Source organism: Burkholderia pseudomultivorans (genome assembly GCF_001718415.1).
GTDB classification, from domain to species: Bacteria; Pseudomonadota; Gammaproteobacteria; order Burkholderiales; family Burkholderiaceae; genus Burkholderia; species Burkholderia pseudomultivorans_A.
The window spans coordinates 269,620-289,050 of record NZ_CP013377.1 but is presented as its reverse complement, the minus strand read 5'-3'; the positions used below and the strand labels follow the sequence as shown (position 1 = coordinate 289,050).

Below are 19,431 nucleotides of genomic sequence, written 5' to 3'. Positions count from 1 at the left end.
GTGCGGCCTTCACGCGCCGAGCAGCATCCCCGTGCGCACGGGCACCGTGCCCGTCACGCGGCCGAGCGGCGCGCCCGCCGTCACGAAGCGGATCGCGCGACGCATATAGAACACGCCGTCGGTCCCGCTGACGACCGTCGTGATCGCGTCGGTCAGCGGATCGACGATATCGAACAGCGGATCGCCGGCGCGGATCGTCGCGCCGATCGCCGCGCGGTGCACGAGAATCCCGCTCGCCGGCGCGTAGAACTGCTCGCTGCCCGCCAGCGGCGTGGCCGGCGCGGCGAGCGGCGGCAGCGGCGCACGCGCGCCGCGCACCGCGCCGAGCCACCCGAGATAGTCGAGCAGCGCGCCGGCGTCGCGCTCGGCGAGTTCGTAGGTCACGTCGCGCTGGCCGCGACACTCGACCGTCACGGCCACCGTGCCGGCCGCCATCGGCGTGCCTTCCGGCAGATGCTCGCGCAGCTGCGACCACAGCAGGTGATGCGCATCGTCGAACGCATGGCCGCCCGAATCCTCGGCCAGCAGCGACACCTGCGCGCCGAGGTAGCGTGCGAGCGGCTCGACGTCCGGCCATGCGCTGTCGCTCGTATAAACGTGCATCACGGCTTCCAGCGAGCAATGCAGGTCGAGCACGACGTCGGCGTCGTGCGACAGCTTCAGCAACGCGCATTGCAGCGCGTCGAATTCGGTGCGCGGCGCGATGCCGTCGAGCGCCGCGCCGACGCATTCGCGCACGATCGCACGATTGCGCACCGGGTCCGCGCCGAGCCGCTCGCGCGCCCGCGCGGCGATCGCCGCGAGCGGCAGGAAGCCGCGATTGAAATTGCGGCCGCTCGCGAGATCGAAGCGGCCGATGAACTGGCCGAGCAGATGATGATTGAGGCCGATCGGGTTCGCGACCGGCACGAGCACGATTTCGGCCGCGAGCCGACCGTCGGCGTCGAGTTGCGCGAGCCGCTGCTTGAGGATGTACGCCGCCAGCATCGCGGGCGTCTCGTCCGCATGCAGCGCGGCCTGCAGGTAGATCTTGCGGCCGGCGTCGGCCGGCCCGAAATGAAAGCTCGTCAGCGTGCGCTGGGTGCCGATCGACGGCGACAACAGCGGCGTATGGCGGATCTGCATCGAGGATCTCGAACGAATGAAGGCGGATGGACGGAAACGGACGGCGCTCAGTCGCCGTAGGGATTGAAATCGAAATAGCGCTTCGCGATCCGGTCGTACGTGCCGTCCTTCAGCATCGACGCGATCGCGCCGTCGATCGACGCCTTGAGCGCCGTGTCGGACTGCCGCATGCCGATGCCGACACCGCGGTCGCCCATGTCGAGCGGCGCACCGACGAAGGCGAAGCCCTTGCCCTTCGGCGTGCGCAGGAAGCCGTAGTCGGCCTCCACCGCGCCGAGCAGCGCCGCGTCGAGGCGGCCGTTGACGAGATCGGCGAACACGTCGTCCTGGCTCTTGTACGGCACCACGCCGACGCCGGCCGGCGCCCAGTGCGCGAGCGCCCACGACTCGAACTGCGTGCCCGACTGCACGCCGACGCGCTTGCCCGCGAGCGATGCGGCGGTGCTGCCGAGCCCGCTCGCGGGCCGCGCGACGAGCCGCGACTTGAAGCGGAACAGCTTCGACGAGAACAGGATCTGCTTTTCGCGCTTCTCGGTGATCGCCATCGAGGACAGGATCGCGTCGATCTTGCGCGCCTGCAGCGCGGGAATCATCCCGGAGAATTCGAGCTCGACCCACTGGCAATGCAGCTGTGCGCGGCGGCAGATCTCGTTGCCGAGATCGACGTCGAAGCCCTGCAGGCTGCCGTCGGGCGCCTTCGAATCCATCGGCGGATAGGTCGGGTCGATGCCGAGACGCACGGTGTGCGCGTCGGCGGCATGCGCGGGTAGCGCCGCGAGCGCGACGCACAGCGAAACGAGCGGGACGAGGATGCGTTTCATGTTCGACAGGAGCAGGACGGTGGACAACCGGCACGAACCGGACTGCCTGCGATCGTAGAGCGCGCCGCGCGCGGCCGGAATGCGCGGCTGACTTATCATGATCACTCTTTCCGATCACCGACCCGGCGCTTGCTCATGGCGTTCACGCTGTCCCAGCTTCGCATCTTCCAGGCCGTCGTCGAGCACGGCAGCCTGCGCGCCGCGGCGCGCGCGCTCGATCTCGCGCAAAGCGGCGTCACGCAGCAACTGCAAAGCCTCGAAGCGACGCTCGGCGCGACGCTGTTGACGCGCACCAATCGCGGCATCGTGCCGACCGCCGTCGGCCAGCGGCTGCTTGCGCGCTCCGGCGCGATCCTCGGCGAATGCGAGCAGGTCGAGGCGGAAATCCGGCAGCTGAGCGGCGCGTACGAAGGCACCGTCACGCTCGGCCTGGTGGCCGAGCCGCTGATCGATGCGTTCGCGCCGGTGCTGAGCGCGTTCCGCGCGCGCTTCGACAAGGTCGACGTGCATCTGCGCACCGGCACGTCGCGGATGATGATCGGCTGGCTGCGCGAAAGCGCGGTCGATTTCGCGATCGCGCTCGTCGCGAAGCAGACCGATACGACCGATCTCGCGGTCACGCCGCTGCGCGCATCCGCGCCGGTGGTCGTCTGTCGCGCCGGGCATCCGAAGAGGCACGCGCAATCGCTCGCCGAACTGGCCGATCATGCGTGGGTGTCGACGCGTTCGCCGAACCTGAGCGCGGATCCGGTCGTGAACCGCCTGCTCGCCTACTTCGACGCGCACGGCCTGCCGCCGCCGAAGATCCTGGCCACCGTCGAAGGGATGTTCGAGACGCTGCAGCTCGTCACGCAGACCGATTGCCTCTCGCTCGAAACCGAAGCCGTCACGCGGCACGGGCCGTTCGCCGGCGCGCTCGTGAAGGTGCCGGTTCGCGAGCGCGCCGAGGCGCAGGACATCTGCCTGCTGCAGCGCGCCGCCGTGCCGCTCACGCCGGCCGCGCAGGAACTCGCGACGATGCTCGCGTCGTATCTGCGGATGGTGCGCGGCAGGTAGGCCGCGCCCCGTCAGTCCATCCTGTCGCCGGCCGTCTCGCGCAGCATCGCGACCGCGATCAGCGACAGGATCACGCACGCGGCCACATAGCCGGCCGGCGCGAGCTTGCTGCCGGTCGCCCGCACGAGCCAGGTCGCGACGAGCTGCGCGGTGCCGCCGAAGATCGTCACCGCGAGCGCATACGCGATCGAGATGCCGGTCGCGCGCACATGGCGCGGCAGCGACTCGCACATCAGCGCCATTTCCGATGCGGAGCCAAGCGAATAGAACAGCAGCATCAGCGCAGTCAGCGGCAGGATCGCCGACAGCGACGGATGATGGTTCATCAGCCAGAACGCGGGGAACAGCAGCACGACCAGCACGCCGCGCCCGATGAAGATCGGCAGGCGACGACTGCCGATCCGGTCCGACAGCCAGCCGAACAGCGGGCACGTGACCAGCATCACGCAGCCTGACGCGACGCCGACGAACATCGACAGCTTCATCGGCAGGCCGAGCGTGTGGATCGCGTAGGTCGGCATGTAGAACGTCAGGATATAGGTCGACACCGTGCCGCCCATCACCGTGAGCATCAGCAGCAGCACCGTGCGCGCGTGCCGCGAGAACAGCTCGTGCAGCACGCCGCGCTCGATCCCGTGATGGCTGTCGCCGGGCGCATCATCGGCCAGGCGCCGGCGCAGGTACATGCCGACCGGCGCGATCAGCACGCCCGCGAAGAACGGCAGCCGCCAGCCCCAGCTTTCGAGCGCATCGCGGGTCAGCGTGTTCGACAGCAGCGCCGCGAAACCCGAGCCCATCAGCGCCGCGCCGCCCTGCGTCGCGAGCTGCCAGCTCGCGCGGAACGCGCGCCGCGACCCGCCGCCGTGCTCGATCAGCGTCGACGTCGCCGCGCCGAATTCGCCGCCCTGCGAGAAGCCCTGCATCAGCCGCGCGCAGACGACGATCAGCGGCGCCGCCACGCCGATCTGCGCATAGGTCGGCGCGATCGCGATCAGCCCCGTGCCGAGCGCCATCAGCATGATCGTCAGGTTCAGCGCGGCCTTGCGGCCCTTGCGGTCCGCATACACGCCGAGCACGACACTGCCGAGCGGCCGCGTGAAGAAGCCCGCCGCGAACGTCGCGACCGACAGCAGCAGCGACGTGGTCGGATCGCTCGACGGGAAGAACAGCCGGCCGATCAGCACCGCGAAAAAGCCGTATACGGTGAAATCGAAGAATTCCAGCCAGTTGCCGATCACGGCCGCCGCGATCGCGCCGCGCCGCGTGACGGCCGGCGCGCCGCTCGCAGCGGGCGCGGCCGGCGCCGGGTGCAGCGCGAGATGGTCTTTCTGCATCGTTCCCTCTCCTGTCGATGCGGCCGCAAGCGCCGGCCGCCAGCATGCCTTCGCCGCGGTCACTGCCCCAGGTAGCGCTCCACGAGGCGCGTCCAGAACGCCGCGCCGATCGGCAGGTTGCGATCGTTGAAGTCGTACTTCGGGTTGTGCACCATGCAGCCGTCCTCGCCTTCGCCGTTGCCGAGCCGCACGAACGAGCCGGGCCGCTGCTGCAGCATGAACGCGAAATCCTCGCTGCCCATCAGCAGATCGGCCTGCTCGACGACGTGCGCATCGCCGACCAGTTCGCGCGCGACCTGTGCGGCGAAATCCGTTTCGGCATCCGTATTGACGACGACCGGATAGCCTTCGATGTATTCGACCTGCGCGGTCGCGCCGTAGCTCGCCGCCTGCGTCTCGGCCAGCGCGACGATCCGGCGCTTCAGCAGCGCGCGCACCTCGGGGCTGAACGAACGCACGCTGAGTTCGAGACGCGCGCCGTTCGGAATCACGTTGTTCGCGGTGCCCGCATGCATCGAGCCGACCGTCACGACCGCCGGCTGCGCGGGATCGACGTTGCGCGCGACGATCGTCTGCAGCGCCATCACGATGCTCGCCGCGACGACGACCGGATCGACGGTCAGGTGCGGCCGCGCCGCGTGGCCGCCGACGCCTTCGATAGTGATGATCGCCTTGTCGCCGGCCGACATGAACGGGCCGCGCCGCATCAGGAACACGCCCGGCGCCGCGCCCGGATGGTTGTGCATGCCGAACACCGCATCACACGGGAAGCGCTCGAACAGGCCGTCGTCGATCATCTTCTTCGCGCCGCTGTCGACGCCGTGCTCTTCCGCCGGCTGGAAATACAGGTGCACGGTGCCGGAGAAGTTGCGCGTCTTCGCGAGATGCTGCGCGGCGCCGAGCAGCATCGTCGTGTGGCCGTCGTGACCGCATGCGTGCATCTTGCCGTGCGTGCCGCTCGCATACGGCAGGCCGGTCGCCTCGACGATCGGCAGCGCATCCATGTCGGCGCGGATGCCGATGCTGCGCGGGCCGTCGCCGACGCGCAGCGTGCCGACCACGCCCGTCCGGCCGACCCCGCGCGTCACCTGCCAGCCCCATTGCTCGAGCTTGTCGGCGACGAGCGCGGCCGTCTCGTGTTCCTCGTAGGCCAGTTCGGGGTGGTGGTGGATATGGTGGCGGATCTCGCGCAGTCCGCCGGCGGCGGGCATCAGATCCTCGATTTCGGTGAATCGGGCGTTGGTCATCAACGGGCTCCAGCTGATTGTCAGCGCATGCGCCCGGGCGCATGCGGGAAAGCGAGCCACTATATCGAGCCGATATCGATTCAATAAGATGCGGAATTTTTCACCGCGATAAAGCTTTTTAATCAGGGTTTTTACCGGTCCCGGCTGCCCGATCGAGGCCGCCGACGCACAGCGCAGCGCGGTGGTTGATTTTCGAGACGAACGGTCTATTATTCGCGCATGGACCTTCGAACCGACCCGCCCCGCCGTCGCGGCAGGCCTCCCAGGAAGCACGAGGACCTTGTCGCCACGCGCGACATGCTTCTGCGCACGGGCCTCGCGGTGCTGACCGAAAAAGGCTTCTCGGCCACCGGGCTCGACGAAATCCTCGGGCGCGCCGGCGTGCCCAAGGGCTCGTTCTATCACTACTTCGACAGCAAGGAGGTGTTCGGCCTCGAACTGATCGACCGCTACGCCGAGTTTTTCGCGCGCAAGCTGGACCGTCATTTCGGCAACACGGCGCTGTCGCCGCTGCAGCGCGTGCGCGCGTTCGTCGACGATGCGCGCGACGGGATGGCCCGCTACGACTATCGGCGCGGCTGCCTGATCGGCAACCTCGGCCAGGAAATGGGCGCACTGCCCGAGAGTTTCCGCGCGCGGCTGCGCGCGACGTTCGAAGACTGGCAGCGCCGCCTCACCGCTTGCCTCGTCGCCGCGCAACAGGCCGGCGAGCTGGCCGACTCGGCCGTCCCGGCCGAACTGGCGGCGTTCTTCTGGATCGGCTGGGAAGGCGCGGTGCTGCGCGCGAAGCTGGAGCGCAGCGATATGCCGCTCGCGTTGTTCGCGCAGTTTTTCCTCGATGGACTGCCCGGCCGCTGAGTTTTTTGCCAATAACCAGACGATCGGTCTGGAAAGGAGAACCCATGTTCCACGGCATCGTGATCGACAAGGACGAAACCGGCCAGCACGCGCGGCTGCAAACGCTGGACGACGCGCAGTTGCCCGCCGGCAACGTGACGGTGCGGGTGCAGTACTCGACGCTGAACTACAAGGACGGCCTCGCGATCACCGGCAAGGCGCCGGTGGTCCGCAAGTTTCCGATGGTGCCGGGCATCGATTTCGTCGGCGAAGTCGAGGACAGCACGCACCCGGACTACCGTCCCGGCGACCGGGTCGTGCTCAACGGCTGGGGCGTCGGCGAAACGCACTGGGGCGGCCTCGCGCAGAAGGCGCGCGTCGACGGCGACTGGCTGGTGCCGCTGCCGTCCGCGTTCTCGCCGCAACAGGCGATGGCCATCGGCACCGCAGGCTACACCGCGATGCTGTGCGTGATGGGGCTGGAACGCCATGGCGTGCGCCCCGGCGACGGCGAGATCGTGGTGACGGGCGCGGCCGGCGGCGTGGGCAGCGTCGCGATCGCCGTCCTCGCGCGGCTCGGCTACCGCGTCGTCGCGGTGACCGGCCGTCCGGACGATGCCGACTACCTGACGCAGCTCGGTGCGGCGGAGATCCTCGATCGATCGCAGTTCAGCGCGCCCGGCAAGCCGCTCGGCAAGGAACGCTGGGCCGGCGCGGTCGACGTCGCGGGCAGCCACGTGCTCGCGAACGTCTGCGCGAGCACGCGATACCGCGGCGTCGTGACGGCCTGCGGCCTCGCGGCCGGCATGGACTTCCCCGCGACGGTCGCGCCGTTCATCCTGCGCGGCGTCACGCTGGTCGGGATCGACAGCGTCATGTGCCCGCGCGAAGACCGGCTGGCCGCATGGGGACGGCTCGCCTCCGATCTCGACGTCGATAAACTGGGCGCCATCGGCCATCAGGCGGCCCTGGGCGATGCCGTCGCGCTGGCCGACGAACTGATGAGCGGCAAGGTGCGCGGCCGCATCGTCGTGGACGTCAACGCGTAAGCGCCGGTACAACGGCAATCCGTCGTCCACGTTGCTTTCATCCGGCCCGGCGGCTCGTGCGTCGGGACCGTCCACGCCATTTCATCGAGGAGACCCCATGACCGCTGCAGACACCGCCCCCATCAGCCGCTTCCCCGTGCCGACGCTCGAGGAACTGCCCGAGGACATTCGCGCGCGCATCGCCGCCGTGCAGGAAAAGTCGGGCTTCATCCCGAACGTGTTCCTGACGCTCGCGCATCGCCCGGACGAGTTTCGCGCGTTCATGGCGTACCACGACGCGCTGATGGACAAGCCGGGCAACCTCAGCAAGGCGGAACGGGAAATGATCGTCGTCGCCACCAGCAGCGTGAACCAGTGCCAGTACTGCGTGATCGCGCACGGCGCGATCCTGCGCGTGCGCGCGAAGAACCCGCTGATCGCCGACCAGATCGCCAGCAACTACCGCAAGGCCGACATCACCGCCCGGCAGAAGGCGATGCTGGACTTCGCGATGAAGGTGTCGCAGGCCGCGCAGCAAGTCGGCGAAGCGGACTTCGACACGCTCAAGTCGCACGGCTTCAGCGAAGAAGACGTATGGGACATCGCGGCGATCTCGGCATTCTTCGGCATGTCCAACCGGATCGCGAACGTGACGAACATGCGGCCCAACGCGGAGTTCTACGCGATGGGACGTTGAGCGCGCGGGCGGCGCGGGCATGCGGAAGAAACGCGACGCTCGCGCTCGCCCGGGCGGCCGAAGCCGCCGGTATCCGGTCCGTTCGGTCCGCTCGGCCCGTTTAGCGCGGACCGCGAAACAGCCGGGCCGGCCCTCCTGCCGGGGCGCGCAAGCCGGCCGCGGCATCCCGGCAGCCGGCTCTGGCAGCATCGCGCAACACCCGCCGCGCATCCCGATCGTGCGGCAACAGGCTTCGGCGATGCCGCTTCCGTTACACGTTGAAAGGGCGAACGCGTACACGATCCATCAAAAGCGTGCACTATTAGCGTTTTCACGTACCGGTGCGCGGCCTGTCGGCGCCCGGTGCTTCGACGTTCGTTCCACGCTCACCGTTTCAGACGCGACCCATCCATGACGAATCAGCCTACCCAGACCGAGGCCGACCGGCCTGTCGACATGATCATCTTCGGCGGCGGCGGCGACCTGGCCGCCCGCAAGCTGCTGCCCGCGCTGTACATGGCGCATCTGCACCAGAACCTGCCGCCCGACACACGCATCATCGCCGTCGGCCGCCGCGACTGGGGCATCGACGGTTATCGCAAGTTCATGGACGAGCAGTCGCGCCCGTTCATCGACGAGAAGGCGTTCGACGCCGCGGCATGGAGCCGCTTCCTCGACCTGTTCAAGTACGTGCTGATCGACGTGAACGTGCCGGACGACTACCAGCGGCTCGCCGAAGCCGCGCGCGGCGACGCGATCCGCGTGTTCTACCTGTCGACGTCGCCGGAACTGTTCACGACCATCTGCGACAACCTGTCGGCCGCGCACCTCGTCGACGCGCGCTCGCGCGTCGTGCTCGAAAAGCCGCTGGGCCACGATCTGGCGTCCGCGAAGGCGATCAACGACGCGGTCGGCAGGCACTTCGAGGAATCGCAGATCTACCGGATCGACCACTACCTCGGCAAGGAAACCGTGCAGAACCTGATGGTGCTGCGCTTCGGCAACCCGATCTTCGGGCCGCTGTGGCAGGCGCCGAGCATCCGCAGCGTGCAGATCACGGTCGCGGAGACGGTCGGCGTCGGCAGCCGCGCAGGCTTCTACGACCACACCGGCGCGCTGCGCGACATGGTGCAGAACCACCTGCTGCAACTGCTGTGCATCGTCGCGATGGAGCCGCCCGTGTCGCTCGATCCGGACGCCGTGCGCGACGAGAAACTGAAGGTGCTGCGCTCGCTGCGGCCGATGGCGGTGGCCGACGTCGCACGCGACACGGTGCGCGGCCAGTACACGGCCGGCGCGGTCGACGGCCAGCCGGTCAAGGGCTATCTCGAGGAGGACAACGTGCCGGCCGACAGCCGCGCGGAAACCTTCGTCGCGCTGCGTGCACACATCAACAACTGGCGCTGGGCGAACGTGCCGTTCTTCCTGCGCACCGGCAAGCGGCTGCAGCGCCGCCAGTCGGAAATCGTGATCGAGTTCGCGGACATGCCGTTCTCGATCATCCCGACCGGCCCGCGCCACTACAGCAACCGTCTCGTGATCCAGCTCCAGCCGGAAGAATCGATTCAGCTGCAGATGCTCGCGAAGGAGCCGGGCAGCGGGATGAACATGGTGCCCGTGAGCCTGAACCTCGACCTGCAGCAGGCGATTCCGGAGCGGCGCGCGGAAGCGTACGAGCGGCTGCTGATCGACGTGATCCGCGGCCGTCTCACGCACTTCATGCGCCGCGACGAACTGGAAGCCGCATGGTCGTGGGTCGAGCCGATCCTCGACGGCTGGAAGCAGCTCGGCGATCGGCCGCGTCTCTACACGGCCGGCACGTTCGGCCCGGCCGCGTCGTCCGCGCTGCTCGCGCGCGACAACATGTCGTGGTCCGAGGAAGCGTGACGGGCGCGCATCGCCCGATGTGACCGCCGCGCAGCGCCGGCGCCGACGCACGGTGCGCCGGCGGCGCGCGGGGCCGGCCGCTACAGCGTCCCCATCCACACCGCCTTGCGCCGCGTCGGCGCATCGGCGCCGCTGCCGAGCGCATCGATCAGGTAGTCGACGAACGACGCGATCCGCGACGAAATCGCCGTGTTCCGGTAATACACCGCATGAATCGGCTGCTGCACGTCGAGCGTCTGGCGCGCGAGCACCGGCACGAGCCGGCCCGCGTCGCGATCCTGCGCGGTCATGAAATCCGACAGGCACACGATGCCTACCCCTTCCAGCGCGAGCTGCCTGAGCGTCTCGCCGCTCGACGAGCGCACGTCGGGCTCGATGCGGTGCGGCTCGTCATCGGCGCCGAGCAGCGGCCACACGTTCAGCGACTCCGGCTGCGTGAAGCCGAGCAGCGTGTGCCGGTCGAGATCCTCGACCTTGCGCGGCTGACCGTGCGCGTCGAGATACGCCGGGCTCGCCAGGATCCGCACCCGGCTGCTGCCGATGCGCCGGCTGTGCAGCGTCGAATCCTTCAGCCGGCCGATCCGGATCGCGACGTCGGTGCGCCGCTCCAGCAGATCGATGATCCCTTCGTTGCTGTTCAGCTCCAGCTCGACCTTCGGAAACCGTTCGCGATAGCCGCGCACGAGCGGCACGATCACGTGCAGCATGAACGGCGTCGCGGCGTCGACGCGCAGCCGCCCCGACGGCATGTCGCGGCGCGCGAGCATCTGCTCCTCCGCGGTCTCGACCGACGCGATGATCGCGCGCGCGTCCTGCAGGAACGCGCGGCCCTCCTCGGTCAGTTCGAGCCGGCGCGTGGTCCGGCGCAGCAGCGTGGTCTTCAGCTTTTCCTCGAGCCGCGCGAGCGTGCGGCTCGTCGCCGACACGGTGAGGTCGAGCTGCTGCGCGGCAGCGGTGATCGAACCGGAGTCGACCACGGCGGCAAAGGCCTGGAGTTCGTCGAGCGTAATCTTCATTGTTGATCTGAAATCAAGACTATTTGGTTTATAGGCGAGTTTTTCAGCAAAAGTAAAGCGCCTACACTGCGCATCGATATCCGTTTCCGCCGCCGGCCTCACCGGGCGGATCGAAACCGCGCCATTTTCCAGGAGCACACGATGAGCAAGATTCCCGCATTCGGCCTCGGCACCTTCCGCCTGAAGGGCCAGGTCGTGATCGACTCGGTCCGCAACGGCCTCGAACTCGGCTACCGCGCGATCGACACCGCGCAGATCTACGGCAACGAAGCCGAGGTCGGCGCCGCGATCGCCGCGTCGGGCGTGCCGCGCGACGAGCTGTTCGTCACGACGAAGATCTGGGTCGACAACCATGCGCCCGACAAGCTCGTGCCGAGCCTCGAGGAAAGCCTTCGCAAGCTGCGCACCGACTACGTCGACCTGACGCTGATCCACTGGCCGGCGCCCGAGCATGGCGTCGCGCCGGAAACCTTCATGACCGCGCTCGCCGATGCACGGGCGAAGGGGCTGACGCGCCGGATCGGCATCTCGAACTTCAACATCGAACTGACGAAGCGGGCGATCGCCGCGGTCGGCAAGGATGCGATCGCGACGAACCAGATCGAGTTGAGCCCGTACCTGCAGAACCGCAAGCTGGTCGAGTTCCTGAACGGCGCAGGCATCCACGTGACGTCGTACATGACGCTCGCGTACGGCAAGGTGCTCGGCGATCCGGTGATCGGCGCGATCGCGCAGCGTCACGACGCGACGCCCGCGCAGGTCGCGCTCGCGTGGGCGCTGCAGCTCGGCTACTCGGTGATCCCGTCGTCGACGAAGCGCGAACACCTCGCGAGCAACCTGCTCGCGCAGACGCTGCGCCTGACCGACGACGACATGGCGCAGATCGCCGCGCTCGAGCGCAACGGCCGGGAAGTCGATCCGGTCGGCCTCGCGCCGGCGTGGGACTGACGGGCCGGCCGCCATCCGACATTCACCCAGCCGCGGCCAGCCGGCCGCGGCGCCGACAGGACATTTCCGATGACCCACGACCCGCTTTTCCAACCGCTGCGACTCGGCGCGCTGACGCTGCCGAACCGCATCGTGATGCCGCCGATGACGCGTTCGCGCGCAAGCCAGCCCGGCGACGAAGCCAACGACCTGATGGCCGCCTATTACGCACAGCGCGCGAGCGCCGGCCTGATCGTCAGCGAAGGCACCTACATCGCGCCGCTCGGCAAGGGCTACGCATGGACGCCCGGCATCCACACGCCTGCGCAGGTCGACGGCTGGCGCAAGGTGACGGACGCGGTCCACGCCGCGCACGGCCGCATCTTCGCGCAGCTCTGGCACGTCGGCCGGCTCAGCCATACGAGCCTGCTCGGCGGCCGGCAACCCGTGTCGTCGTCGCCGATCCAGGCAAAGGGCGTCAACGTGTTCGTCGCCGGTGCGGACGGCAGCACGCCCGGCTTCGTGCAGGCGTCCGCGCCGCGCGCGCTGTCGGTCGACGAGATCCGCGAGATCGTCGATCAATACCGCGCCGCCGCGCGCAACGCGATCGCGGCCGGCTTCGACGGCGTCGAGCTGCACGGCGCGAACGGCTATCTCGTGAACCAGTTCATCGACTCGAACGCGAACACGCGCACCGACGCGTACGGCGGCTCGCTCGACAACCGGCTGCGCTTCCTGCGTGAAGTGGCGCAGGCGCTGATCGAGGGCGTCGGCGACGCTTCGCGCGTCGGTATCCGCCTCGCGCCGCTGACCACGCTGAACGGCTGCGTCGACGACGACCCGCAAACGACCTATCTCGCCGCCGCGACACTGCTCGGCGAACTCGGCGTGGGCTACCTGCACATCGCGGAAGCCGACTGGGACGACGCACCGCTGATGCCGGTCGAATTCAAGCAGCAACTGCGCGCCGCCTACTCCGGCGTGCTGATCTACGCCGGCGCCTACACCGCGGCGCGCGCCCGCGACGCGATCGCCGCCGGCTGGGCCGACCTCGTCGCGTTCGGCCGCCCGTTCGTCGCGAATCCCGATTTGCCCGAGCGCCTGCGCAGCGGCGCACCGCTTGCGCCGCACGACCGCAACACGCTGTTCGGCGGCGGCGCGCGGGGCTTGACCGACTATCCGACGCTCGTGCAGTCTGCAGCCTGAGCACGCCGCAGGCGCCCGCCGTGCGGCCGGCGATCGCGGCGGCTATCGTCGCGATCGTCATTTCCGAATTGCGGTGTGGCCGGCCGAGGTCTAGCGTTTACGGCACGCCCCGATGCCCGTTCCTCGCCCCTCGAAAGGATCCGCACCATGCCCACCCATTCCCCGCAACGAAACACGCTGCCGGCCGCCGTGGCCTGCCTCGCGCTGGCGGTCTGCTCCGTATCCGCGCAGGCCGACGAAGCGGCCAGCCTCGCGCCGCCGCAATCGGCCGCGCCCGTGCTGTCGACGACCGCCACCGGCGTGCAGATCTACACGTGCGAGTACGATGCCGGACACCGGCTCACGTGGGTGTTTCAGCGCCCGGAGGCGTCGCTCTATGATGCCGGCGGCACACTCGTCGTGCGGCACGGCGCGGGACCGTCGTGGGAAGCGCTCGACGGCAGCCGCATCACCGGCAGGAAGCTCGCGGAGGCGCCGGGCGCACGCGCGGGCAGCATCCCGCAACTGCTGCTCGCGGCGACGCCGGCCGCGACGGGCACGCTCGCCGGCGTGCGCTTCGTGCAACGGCTCGATACCGCGGGCGGCATGCCGCCGGAAGCGAGCTGTTCGACCGAGCATGCGGTCGGCCGCTTTCCCTATTTCGCGCGATACGTTTTTCTGAAGTGACGTGCGGCGGTGCGTCGTTGACAGCGCAACGCCGCGATGGAGAGCTTTATTTATACCCGAGGCACGGCAACAACCTCATCCACACGCAGGTTGCAAACAACGGATAATCTCCCTCCGCACCGCCCCCGCCAGCCACACTGAAAGACAATCGTAATGCCCGCCACCCGCCTTCCATCCCGCGCCGCCGCCGACGCCACATTCAAATAGTCGCCTTAACGGATTCGAACTAGGCGTATACACGCGTGTCGTCGCGACAGAGCCCCGTTGCACGCAGATATAAGCGCTGCGACATGCGCTGCATGCTTTTCGCCCAATGGGACGTGATGCGGCGTTCGCCTAACCTTCGCTACGGCAAAGCACACACGTGACGGGGTCGACCGCACAGCACGTCGTACGACGCGACACCCTCGCCGTCGCCTCGACTCGCGTTCCGCGGCGCGCATCACGCGTCCTTCGTCCCCACGACGATGCCGACAATCCAACTAGATACGAGACAACCCTGACGATGGCTCGCAACGGGCCATTTCAGCACGCTGATAAAGGAGCAAGCTCATGAGCGATACCCCGGTGCAGCCGACGATCGACGTCGGCTCGGAAGAAACGGACTACGGCACCAAGGGAGTCCTCGATCGCTATTTCGACATCTCGTCGCGCGGCAGCACGCAGCGCCGTGAGATCGTCGCCGGCGTCACGACATTTCTCGCGATGGTCTATTCCGTGTTCGTCGTGCCCGGCATGTTCGGCAAGGCGGGCTTCGACACGAGCGCCGTGTTCGTCGCGGTCTGCCTGACGACCGCATTCGGTTCGCTGCTGATGGGCCTGTGGGCGAAGCTGCCGATCGCGATCGGCTGCGCGATCTCGCTGACCGCGTTCACCGCGTTCGGCCTCGTGCTCGGCAAGGGGCTGTCGCCGACCGTCGCGCTCGGCGCGGTGTTCCTGATGGGCCTCGTGTTCACGGGCATCTCGGTCACCGGCGTGCGCTCGTGGATCCTGCGCAACCTGCCCGCCGGCGTCGCGCACGGCACCGGGATCGGCATCGGCCTGTTCCTGCTGCTGATCGCGTCGAACGACGTCGGCCTCGTGATCAAGAACCCGGGCGCCGGCCTGCCGGTATCGCTCGGCCAGATCACCGCGTTCCCGGTCATCATGTCGGTCGTCGGCCTCGCCGCGATCTTCGGCCTCGAAAAGCGTCGCGTGCCGGGCGGCATCCTGCTGGTCGTGATCGCGATCTCGGCGATCGGCCTCGCGTTCGACCCGGCGGTCAAATACCGCGGCATCTTTGCGCTGCCGTCGCTGAGCGCACCGGGCCACGCATCGCTGATCGGCGCAATGGACATCAAGGGCGCGCTGTCGATGACCGTGCTGCCGAGCGTGCTCGCGCTCGTGATGACGGCCGTGTTCGACGCGACCGGCACGATCCGCGCGGTCGCGGGACAGGCCGGCCAGCTCGACGAGAACGGTCGCATCATCAACGGCGGCCGCGCGCTGACTGCCGATTCGGTCAGCTCGATCTTCTCCGGCTTCCTCGGCGGCGCACCGGCAGCGGCCTATATCGAATCGAGCGTCGGCGTGGCCGCCGGCGCGAAGACGGGCCTCGCGGCAGCCGTGGTCGGCCTGCTGTTCCTCGTCGTGATGTTCTTCTCGCCGCTCGCGGGCCTCGTGCCGTCGTATGCGACGGCCCCCGCGCTGATGTATGTCGGCCTGCTGATGCTCGGCAGCGTGAGCAAGCTGCACATGGACGACATGGTCGACGCGATGTCGGGCCTCGTGTGCGCGGTGTTCATCGTGCTGACCGCGAACATCGTGACGGGCATCATGCTCGGCTTCTCGACGCTCGTGATCGGCCGCGTCGCCAGCGGCGAGTTCCGCAAGCTGAACGTCGGCACCGTGCTGATCGCCGCCGTGCTCGTCGTGTTCTATCTCGGCGGCTGGGCGATCTGACCGCGCATCATGCGCGACGTCGCCTGCAGAAGGACGGCGCGCATCGGGACGACATCGTCTCCTCCACCATCGTCGTTGATGGTCTCCAGGCCTGGGAACGCGAGTTTCCAGGCTTTTTTTGTCGGTGCGCCGGCGCGGCCGGCACCCGCATCAATTTCGCGATCCTCATCAATGACCGTGCACCGTGCACGCCGGGACGATCGTCCCGCGATTTTTGTTCCGCGCAGCACCGCCCGGCGCAACGCGCTACCCTGTCGCTCTTCGCGCCGCCCCGGCCTGCCGCTGCTCCGAACCCGATCGATGACCCGCATCCGCAACCACCTGAACCTCGCACAACTCCAGGCGTTCGTCTCCGCCGCGCATCACCGGAGCCTGCGCGCCGCCGCGCGCGAACTCGGCGTCACGCAGCCCGCGATCACGCATACGATCCGCGAGCTGGAAACGGCGCTGAACGCCGAATTGCTGGTCCGCAGCGTGCGCGGCGTCGAGCTGACCGCGTGCGGCCACGCGCTGCTGCCGCGCGCCGAGCAGCTGCTCGGCGACATGCGCCGCACGGTCGAAGCCGTCGAGCACGTGAAGGGCGAGATGTCGGGGCACGTCGCGGTCGGCACGATCCCGTCGATCGCGCTGAGCGCGCTGCCGCACGCGGTCACGGCGTTTCGCCGCTCGATGCCGAACGTCAGCCTGCATCTGGAGGAAATCGCGGTGCCGGACGCGCTCGCGCAGCTCCGCAACGGCACGCTCGACATCGCTGCAATGCACCACGTCCCGGCGCTCGACCGCGAGTTCACGCAGTCGCCGCTGCTGTCGACCGAATTCACGATCGCGATGCGCGAAGGCCATCCGCTCGCGCATGCGCGCCGGTTAGAGGAATTGCTCGACGCCGAATGGATCGTCACCGTCGGCGCCGAGCAGTTTCCGCACAGCGTGATGACCGCGATGTTCGAGGCGCGCGGGCTGCCGCTGCCGAAGCGGCTGCTGCGCACGCCGATGTCGTTCGCGGTGACGCTCGGGCTCGTCGCGCGCTCGGACGCGATCGCGTGCTTCACGCGCCCGCTCGCGGCAATGGTCGCGCCGCTCGGCATCCGCACGGCCGAACTCGACGAAAGCATGCCGCGCTTCGACCTGTCGATCATCGCGCGGCGCGACCTGCTGCCGACGCCGGCCGTCTCGCAATTCGTCGCCTGCCTGCAGCGCGCGGTCAACGAAACGCTCGGCTGAATCGTTGCTCCGTCTGGAACGGTTGCATGCACCCATGCGTGCACCGTCGGGCCCGGTATCGGGGCATGTCCTAGGCGCCCTGCCGGTATTTTGTCTTGATAATCTCCGCACGTCGCGCGCCCCCATCGGGCGGGCGAAACGGACAGTCCGACGCGAAGCCGTGCCGGACCGAACGCTTACGGCGCGGCACAACCGCGCATCCATCGAACAAAACGAGGAGTCACCGAGTGAAAAAGATTCTTGCGGCTGTGACCGTGGCCCTGCTCGCCGTATCGGCCGGCAGCGCATACGCGAAGGACTGGACGACCGTGCGGTTCGGCGTCGACGCGAGCTACCCGCCTTTCGAATCGAAAGGCGCCGACGGCAAGGTGGTCGGTTTCGACGTCGATCTCGGCAATGAAATCTGCCGCCGCATGAACGCAAAGTGCGTGTGGATCGAAAACGACTTCGACGGGATGATCCCGGCGCTGAAGGCCCGCAAGTTCGACGGCGTGCTGTCGTCGATGTCGATGACGCCGGCGCGTCAGGAGCAGATCGCGTTCTCGTCGAAGCTGTTCAACACGCCGACGCGCCTCGTCACGAAGAAGGGCGCCGGCCTGATGCCGACGGCCGAATCGCTGAAGGGCAAGTCGGTCGGCGTCGAGCAGGGCACGATCCAGGAAACCTATGCGAAGACGTACTGGGCGTCGAAGGGCGTGAACGTCGTGCCTTACCAGAACCAGGACCAGGTCTATGCCGACCTGATCTCGGGCCGTCTGGACGGCGCGCTGCAGGACGCGGTGCAGGCCGAGATCGGCTTCCTGAAGACGCCGCGCGGCGCGAACTTCGCGTTCGCCGGCAAGGACCTCGACGATCCGAAGACGCTCGGCGAAGGCGCGGGCATCGGCCTGCGCAAGGAAGACACCGACCTGAAGGCGAAGATCGACAGCGCGATCGCCGGCATGCGCAAGGACGGCACGTACGACAAGATCGCGAAGAAGTACTTCGATTTCGACGTCTACGGCAAGTAAGCGCGCGATACGCATCCGCACGAACGGGCGCCGCAAGGCGCCCGTTTTTTTCGTTTACGCGCGACGAAACCCGCGGAAAACCCGCAGGCGCAGCGCTGCCGCAGCGTTATTTTTTTCGCGGCAACCCGATGATCCTCAAAGGAAATCGGCGTGTTCCGGAACCGGTTTGATGGGTTCGACGCAGGCAACGTACAATCGATCTTCCACGCACACCGGATCATTCGCGGCTGCGCCGCGCTCCCTCTCATGCAAACGCAGACCCATCCGCTGATTTCCCCCGCCGTCGGCACCGAACGCCAGATCACGAGCTTCCACTACGGCCCGCGCGGCGGCAAGAAGGTCTACATCCAGTCGTCGCTGCATGCGGACGAACTGCCCGGCATGCTGGTCGCCGTGTTGCTGCGCCGCAAGATCGCCGCGCTCGAGGCGGCCGGCAAGCTGCGCGGCGAGATCGTCGTCGTGCCGGTGCCGAACCCGATCGGCCTGTCGCAGCACGTGTTCGGCGATCACCTCGGCCGTTTCGAGCTCGGCTCGATGCAGAACTTCAACCGCAACTTCCACGATCTCGCGGCGCTCGTGCTGCCGCGCATCGAAGGGCGGCTCACGGCCGACGCGCAGCACAACCTCGTCGCGGTGCGCACCGCGATGCGCGAGGCGCTCGACGAGCAGCTGCCGCGCACCGAACTCGCGTCGCAGCGTCTCGCGCTGCAGAAGCTCTCGTACGACGCCGACATCGTGCTCGACCTGCACTGCGACAGCGACGCGGTGATGCACCTGTACACGAATCCCGACCTGTGGGCGGACGTCGAGCCGCTGGCGCGCTATCTCGACGCGCAGGCGTCGCTGCTCGCGCTGAATTCGGTCGGCAATCCGTTCGACGAGATCCACAGCTTCTGCTGGTCGGACCTGCGCAGCCGTTTCGGCGATCGCTTCCCGATCCCGAACGGCTCGATTTCCGTCACGGTCGAGCTGCGCAGCGAACGCGAAGTGTCGTACGAGCTCGCGGAAAAGGACGCGCAGGCGATCATCGAATACCTGACCGAACGCGGCATGATCGACGGCACGCCGGCGCCGCTGCCGCCGCTCGCGCATCCGGCCACGCCGCTCGCCGGCACCGATCCGCTCGTCGCGCCGGTGTCGGGCGTGCTGGTGTTCCGCACGCCGGTCGGCGCGTGGATCGAGGCCGGGCAGGAAGTGGCCGATATCGTCGATCCGCTCAGCGATCGCGTGATCACGCTGAAGAGCAGCGTGTCGGGCGTGCTGTACGCGCGCCAGGTCGTGCGCTTCGCGACGGCCGGCATGGAAGTCGCGCGCATCGCCGGCGCGACGCCGATCCGCACGGGCTCGCTGCTGTCGGCCTGAGCGGCCGGTCTGGCGCGGGCGGCCGGCTGTCGTTCCGGCCAGCCTGCGGCGCGCTCACGTCGCGCCGCCCG

Annotated in this window: 18 protein-coding genes; 12 read left to right on the top strand and 6 right to left on the bottom strand. The window is 68.3% G+C overall.

Annotated elements, in window-relative coordinates; all coding sequences use genetic code 11:
- Positions 1-9: 9 nt before the first annotated feature.
- Both WS57_RS01265 and WS57_RS01260 read right to left on the bottom strand, forming a co-directional pair.
- Entirely contained in the window at positions 10-1,125 is a 1,116-nt protein-coding gene (locus tag WS57_RS01265; protein WP_069243638.1) for a succinylglutamate desuccinylase/aspartoacylase family protein, read from the bottom strand.
- Positions 1,126-1,172: 47 nt separating this feature from the next.
- On the bottom strand, positions 1,173-1,946 hold the full coding sequence (locus WS57_RS01260) for a transporter substrate-binding domain-containing protein (RefSeq protein ID WP_069244322.1): 774 nt from the start codon (positions 1,944-1,946) through the stop codon (positions 1,173-1,175).
- Positions 1,947-2,081: 135 nt separating this feature from the next.
- On the opposite strand from WS57_RS01260, the gene WS57_RS01255 reads away from it, so the two are divergent.
- Positions 2,082-3,002, top strand: a complete 921-nt coding sequence (locus WS57_RS01255; RefSeq protein WP_059519245.1) for a LysR family transcriptional regulator — start codon at positions 2,082-2,084, stop codon at positions 3,000-3,002.
- 11 nt (positions 3,003-3,013) lie between these two features.
- Here the strand turns inward: WS57_RS01255 and WS57_RS01250 are convergent, their stop codons facing one another.
- Complete coding sequence (locus WS57_RS01250) at positions 3,014-4,336, bottom strand: MFS transporter (RefSeq protein WP_060334133.1); 1,323 nt, start codon at positions 4,334-4,336, stop codon at positions 3,014-3,016.
- A 59-nt stretch (positions 4,337-4,395) separates the two neighbouring features.
- Positions 4,396-5,583, bottom strand: a complete 1,188-nt coding sequence (locus WS57_RS01245; RefSeq protein ID WP_059605488.1) for a M20 aminoacylase family protein — start codon at positions 5,581-5,583, stop codon at positions 4,396-4,398.
- Between the two features lie 219 nt (positions 5,584-5,802).
- Between WS57_RS01245 and WS57_RS01240 the strand changes: the two genes are divergently transcribed.
- From WS57_RS01240 to zwf, 4 genes are all read left to right on the top strand, one after another.
- Positions 5,803-6,441, top strand: a complete 639-nt coding sequence (locus tag WS57_RS01240) for a TetR/AcrR family transcriptional regulator (RefSeq protein ID WP_069243637.1) — start codon at positions 5,803-5,805, stop codon at positions 6,439-6,441.
- Between the two features lie 44 nt (positions 6,442-6,485).
- Positions 6,486-7,469 carry an MDR family oxidoreductase gene (locus WS57_RS01235; protein ID WP_069243636.1) on the top strand — a complete coding sequence of 328 codons (984 nt, stop codon included), beginning with the start codon at positions 6,486-6,488 and terminating at the stop codon, positions 7,467-7,469.
- A 97-nt stretch (positions 7,470-7,566) separates the two neighbouring features.
- A complete protein-coding gene (locus WS57_RS01230) occupies positions 7,567-8,145 on the top strand; it encodes a peroxidase-related enzyme (RefSeq protein ID WP_059519234.1) in 579 nt (192 codons plus the stop codon).
- A 390-nt stretch (positions 8,146-8,535) separates the two neighbouring features.
- Positions 8,536-10,011, top strand: coding sequence for a glucose-6-phosphate dehydrogenase (gene zwf / locus WS57_RS01225; protein WP_059519232.1), 1,476 nt, complete (start codon positions 8,536-8,538; stop codon positions 10,009-10,011).
- Between the two features lie 80 nt (positions 10,012-10,091).
- Here the strand turns inward: zwf and WS57_RS01220 are convergent, their stop codons facing one another.
- Positions 10,092-11,027 (bottom strand): LysR family transcriptional regulator, encoded by a 936-nt coding sequence (locus WS57_RS01220; protein ID WP_040130915.1) that lies wholly within the window; start codon positions 11,025-11,027, stop codon positions 10,092-10,094.
- Positions 11,028-11,168: 141 nt separating this feature from the next.
- Between WS57_RS01220 and dkgB the strand changes: the two genes are divergently transcribed.
- From dkgB to WS57_RS01200, 4 genes are all read left to right on the top strand, one after another.
- Positions 11,169-11,975, top strand: coding sequence for a 2,5-didehydrogluconate reductase DkgB (gene dkgB, locus WS57_RS01215; protein ID WP_009690853.1), 807 nt, complete (start codon positions 11,169-11,171; stop codon positions 11,973-11,975).
- Positions 11,976-12,044: 69 nt separating this feature from the next.
- Positions 12,045-13,160: an alkene reductase gene (locus WS57_RS01210; protein WP_059519228.1), complete on the top strand. Its 1,116-nt coding sequence runs from the start codon at positions 12,045-12,047 to the stop codon at positions 13,158-13,160.
- A gap of 147 nt (positions 13,161-13,307) precedes the next feature.
- The gene (locus WS57_RS01205) at positions 13,308-13,826 is read left to right on the top strand and encodes a DUF3455 domain-containing protein (RefSeq protein ID WP_059519226.1); all 519 of its coding nucleotides are present in this window, start codon (positions 13,308-13,310) and stop codon (positions 13,824-13,826) included.
- Positions 13,827-14,378: 552 nt separating this feature from the next.
- The gene (locus tag WS57_RS01200; RefSeq protein WP_009690856.1) at positions 14,379-15,767 is read left to right on the top strand and encodes an NCS2 family permease; all 1,389 of its coding nucleotides are present in this window, start codon (positions 14,379-14,381) and stop codon (positions 15,765-15,767) included.
- Here WS57_RS01200 and WS57_RS36735 read toward each other — a convergent pair.
- Entirely contained in the window at positions 15,743-16,078 is a 336-nt protein-coding gene (locus WS57_RS36735; protein WP_155755098.1) for a hypothetical protein, read from the bottom strand. The two genes, WS57_RS01200 and WS57_RS36735, sit on opposite strands and share 25 nt — an antisense overlap.
- Between WS57_RS36735 and WS57_RS01195 the strand changes: the two genes are divergently transcribed.
- From WS57_RS01195 to WS57_RS01185, 3 genes are all read left to right on the top strand, one after another.
- A complete protein-coding gene (locus WS57_RS01195; RefSeq protein ID WP_009690857.1) occupies positions 16,068-16,988 on the top strand; it encodes a LysR substrate-binding domain-containing protein in 921 nt (306 codons plus the stop codon). The genes WS57_RS36735 and WS57_RS01195 overlap by 11 nt on opposite strands.
- Before the next feature lie 227 nt (positions 16,989-17,215).
- On the top strand, positions 17,216-17,998 hold the full coding sequence (locus WS57_RS01190; protein ID WP_009690858.1) for an ABC transporter substrate-binding protein: 783 nt from the start codon (positions 17,216-17,218) through the stop codon (positions 17,996-17,998).
- 246 nt (positions 17,999-18,244) lie between these two features.
- Positions 18,245-19,360 (top strand): succinylglutamate desuccinylase/aspartoacylase family protein, encoded by a 1,116-nt coding sequence (locus WS57_RS01185; protein WP_009690859.1) that lies wholly within the window; start codon positions 18,245-18,247, stop codon positions 19,358-19,360.
- The last annotated feature ends 71 nt before the right edge of the window (positions 19,361-19,431 follow it).

Bases quoted from the DNA above. Each gene is read 5' to 3' on its own strand.
- WS57_RS01185 (WP_009690859.1), top strand. From the start codon at position 18,245: ATGCAAACGCAGACCCATCCGCTGATTTCCCCCGCCGTCGGCACCGAA.
- WS57_RS01205 (WP_059519226.1), top strand. From the start codon at position 13,308: ATGCCCACCCATTCCCCGCAACGAAACACGCTGCCGGCCGCCGTGGCC.
- WS57_RS01265 (WP_069243638.1), bottom strand. From the start codon at position 1,125: ATGCAGATCCGCCATACGCCGCTGTTGTCGCCGTCGATCGGCACCCAG.
- zwf (WP_059519232.1), top strand. From the start codon at position 8,536: ATGACGAATCAGCCTACCCAGACCGAGGCCGACCGGCCTGTCGACATG.
- WS57_RS01245 (WP_059605488.1), bottom strand. From the start codon at position 5,583: ATGACCAACGCCCGATTCACCGAAATCGAGGATCTGATGCCCGCCGCC.
- WS57_RS01235 (WP_069243636.1), top strand. From the start codon at position 6,486: ATGTTCCACGGCATCGTGATCGACAAGGACGAAACCGGCCAGCACGCG.
- WS57_RS01195 (WP_009690857.1), top strand. From the start codon at position 16,068: ATGACCCGCATCCGCAACCACCTGAACCTCGCACAACTCCAGGCGTTC.
- WS57_RS01210 (WP_059519228.1), top strand. From the start codon at position 12,045: ATGACCCACGACCCGCTTTTCCAACCGCTGCGACTCGGCGCGCTGACG.
- WS57_RS01250 (WP_060334133.1), bottom strand. From the start codon at position 4,336: ATGCAGAAAGACCATCTCGCGCTGCACCCGGCGCCGGCCGCGCCCGCT.
- WS57_RS01255 (WP_059519245.1), top strand. From the start codon at position 2,082: ATGGCGTTCACGCTGTCCCAGCTTCGCATCTTCCAGGCCGTCGTCGAG.
- WS57_RS01240 (WP_069243637.1), top strand. From the start codon at position 5,803: ATGGACCTTCGAACCGACCCGCCCCGCCGTCGCGGCAGGCCTCCCAGG.
- dkgB (WP_009690853.1), top strand. From the start codon at position 11,169: ATGAGCAAGATTCCCGCATTCGGCCTCGGCACCTTCCGCCTGAAGGGC.
- WS57_RS01230 (WP_059519234.1), top strand. From the start codon at position 7,567: ATGACCGCTGCAGACACCGCCCCCATCAGCCGCTTCCCCGTGCCGACG.
- WS57_RS01260 (WP_069244322.1), bottom strand. From the start codon at position 1,946: ATGAAACGCATCCTCGTCCCGCTCGTTTCGCTGTGCGTCGCGCTCGCG.
- WS57_RS01200 (WP_009690856.1), top strand. From the start codon at position 14,379: ATGAGCGATACCCCGGTGCAGCCGACGATCGACGTCGGCTCGGAAGAA.
- WS57_RS36735 (WP_155755098.1), bottom strand. From the start codon at position 16,078: ATGCGGGTCATCGATCGGGTTCGGAGCAGCGGCAGGCCGGGGCGGCGC.
- WS57_RS01220 (WP_040130915.1), bottom strand. From the start codon at position 11,027: ATGAAGATTACGCTCGACGAACTCCAGGCCTTTGCCGCCGTGGTCGAC.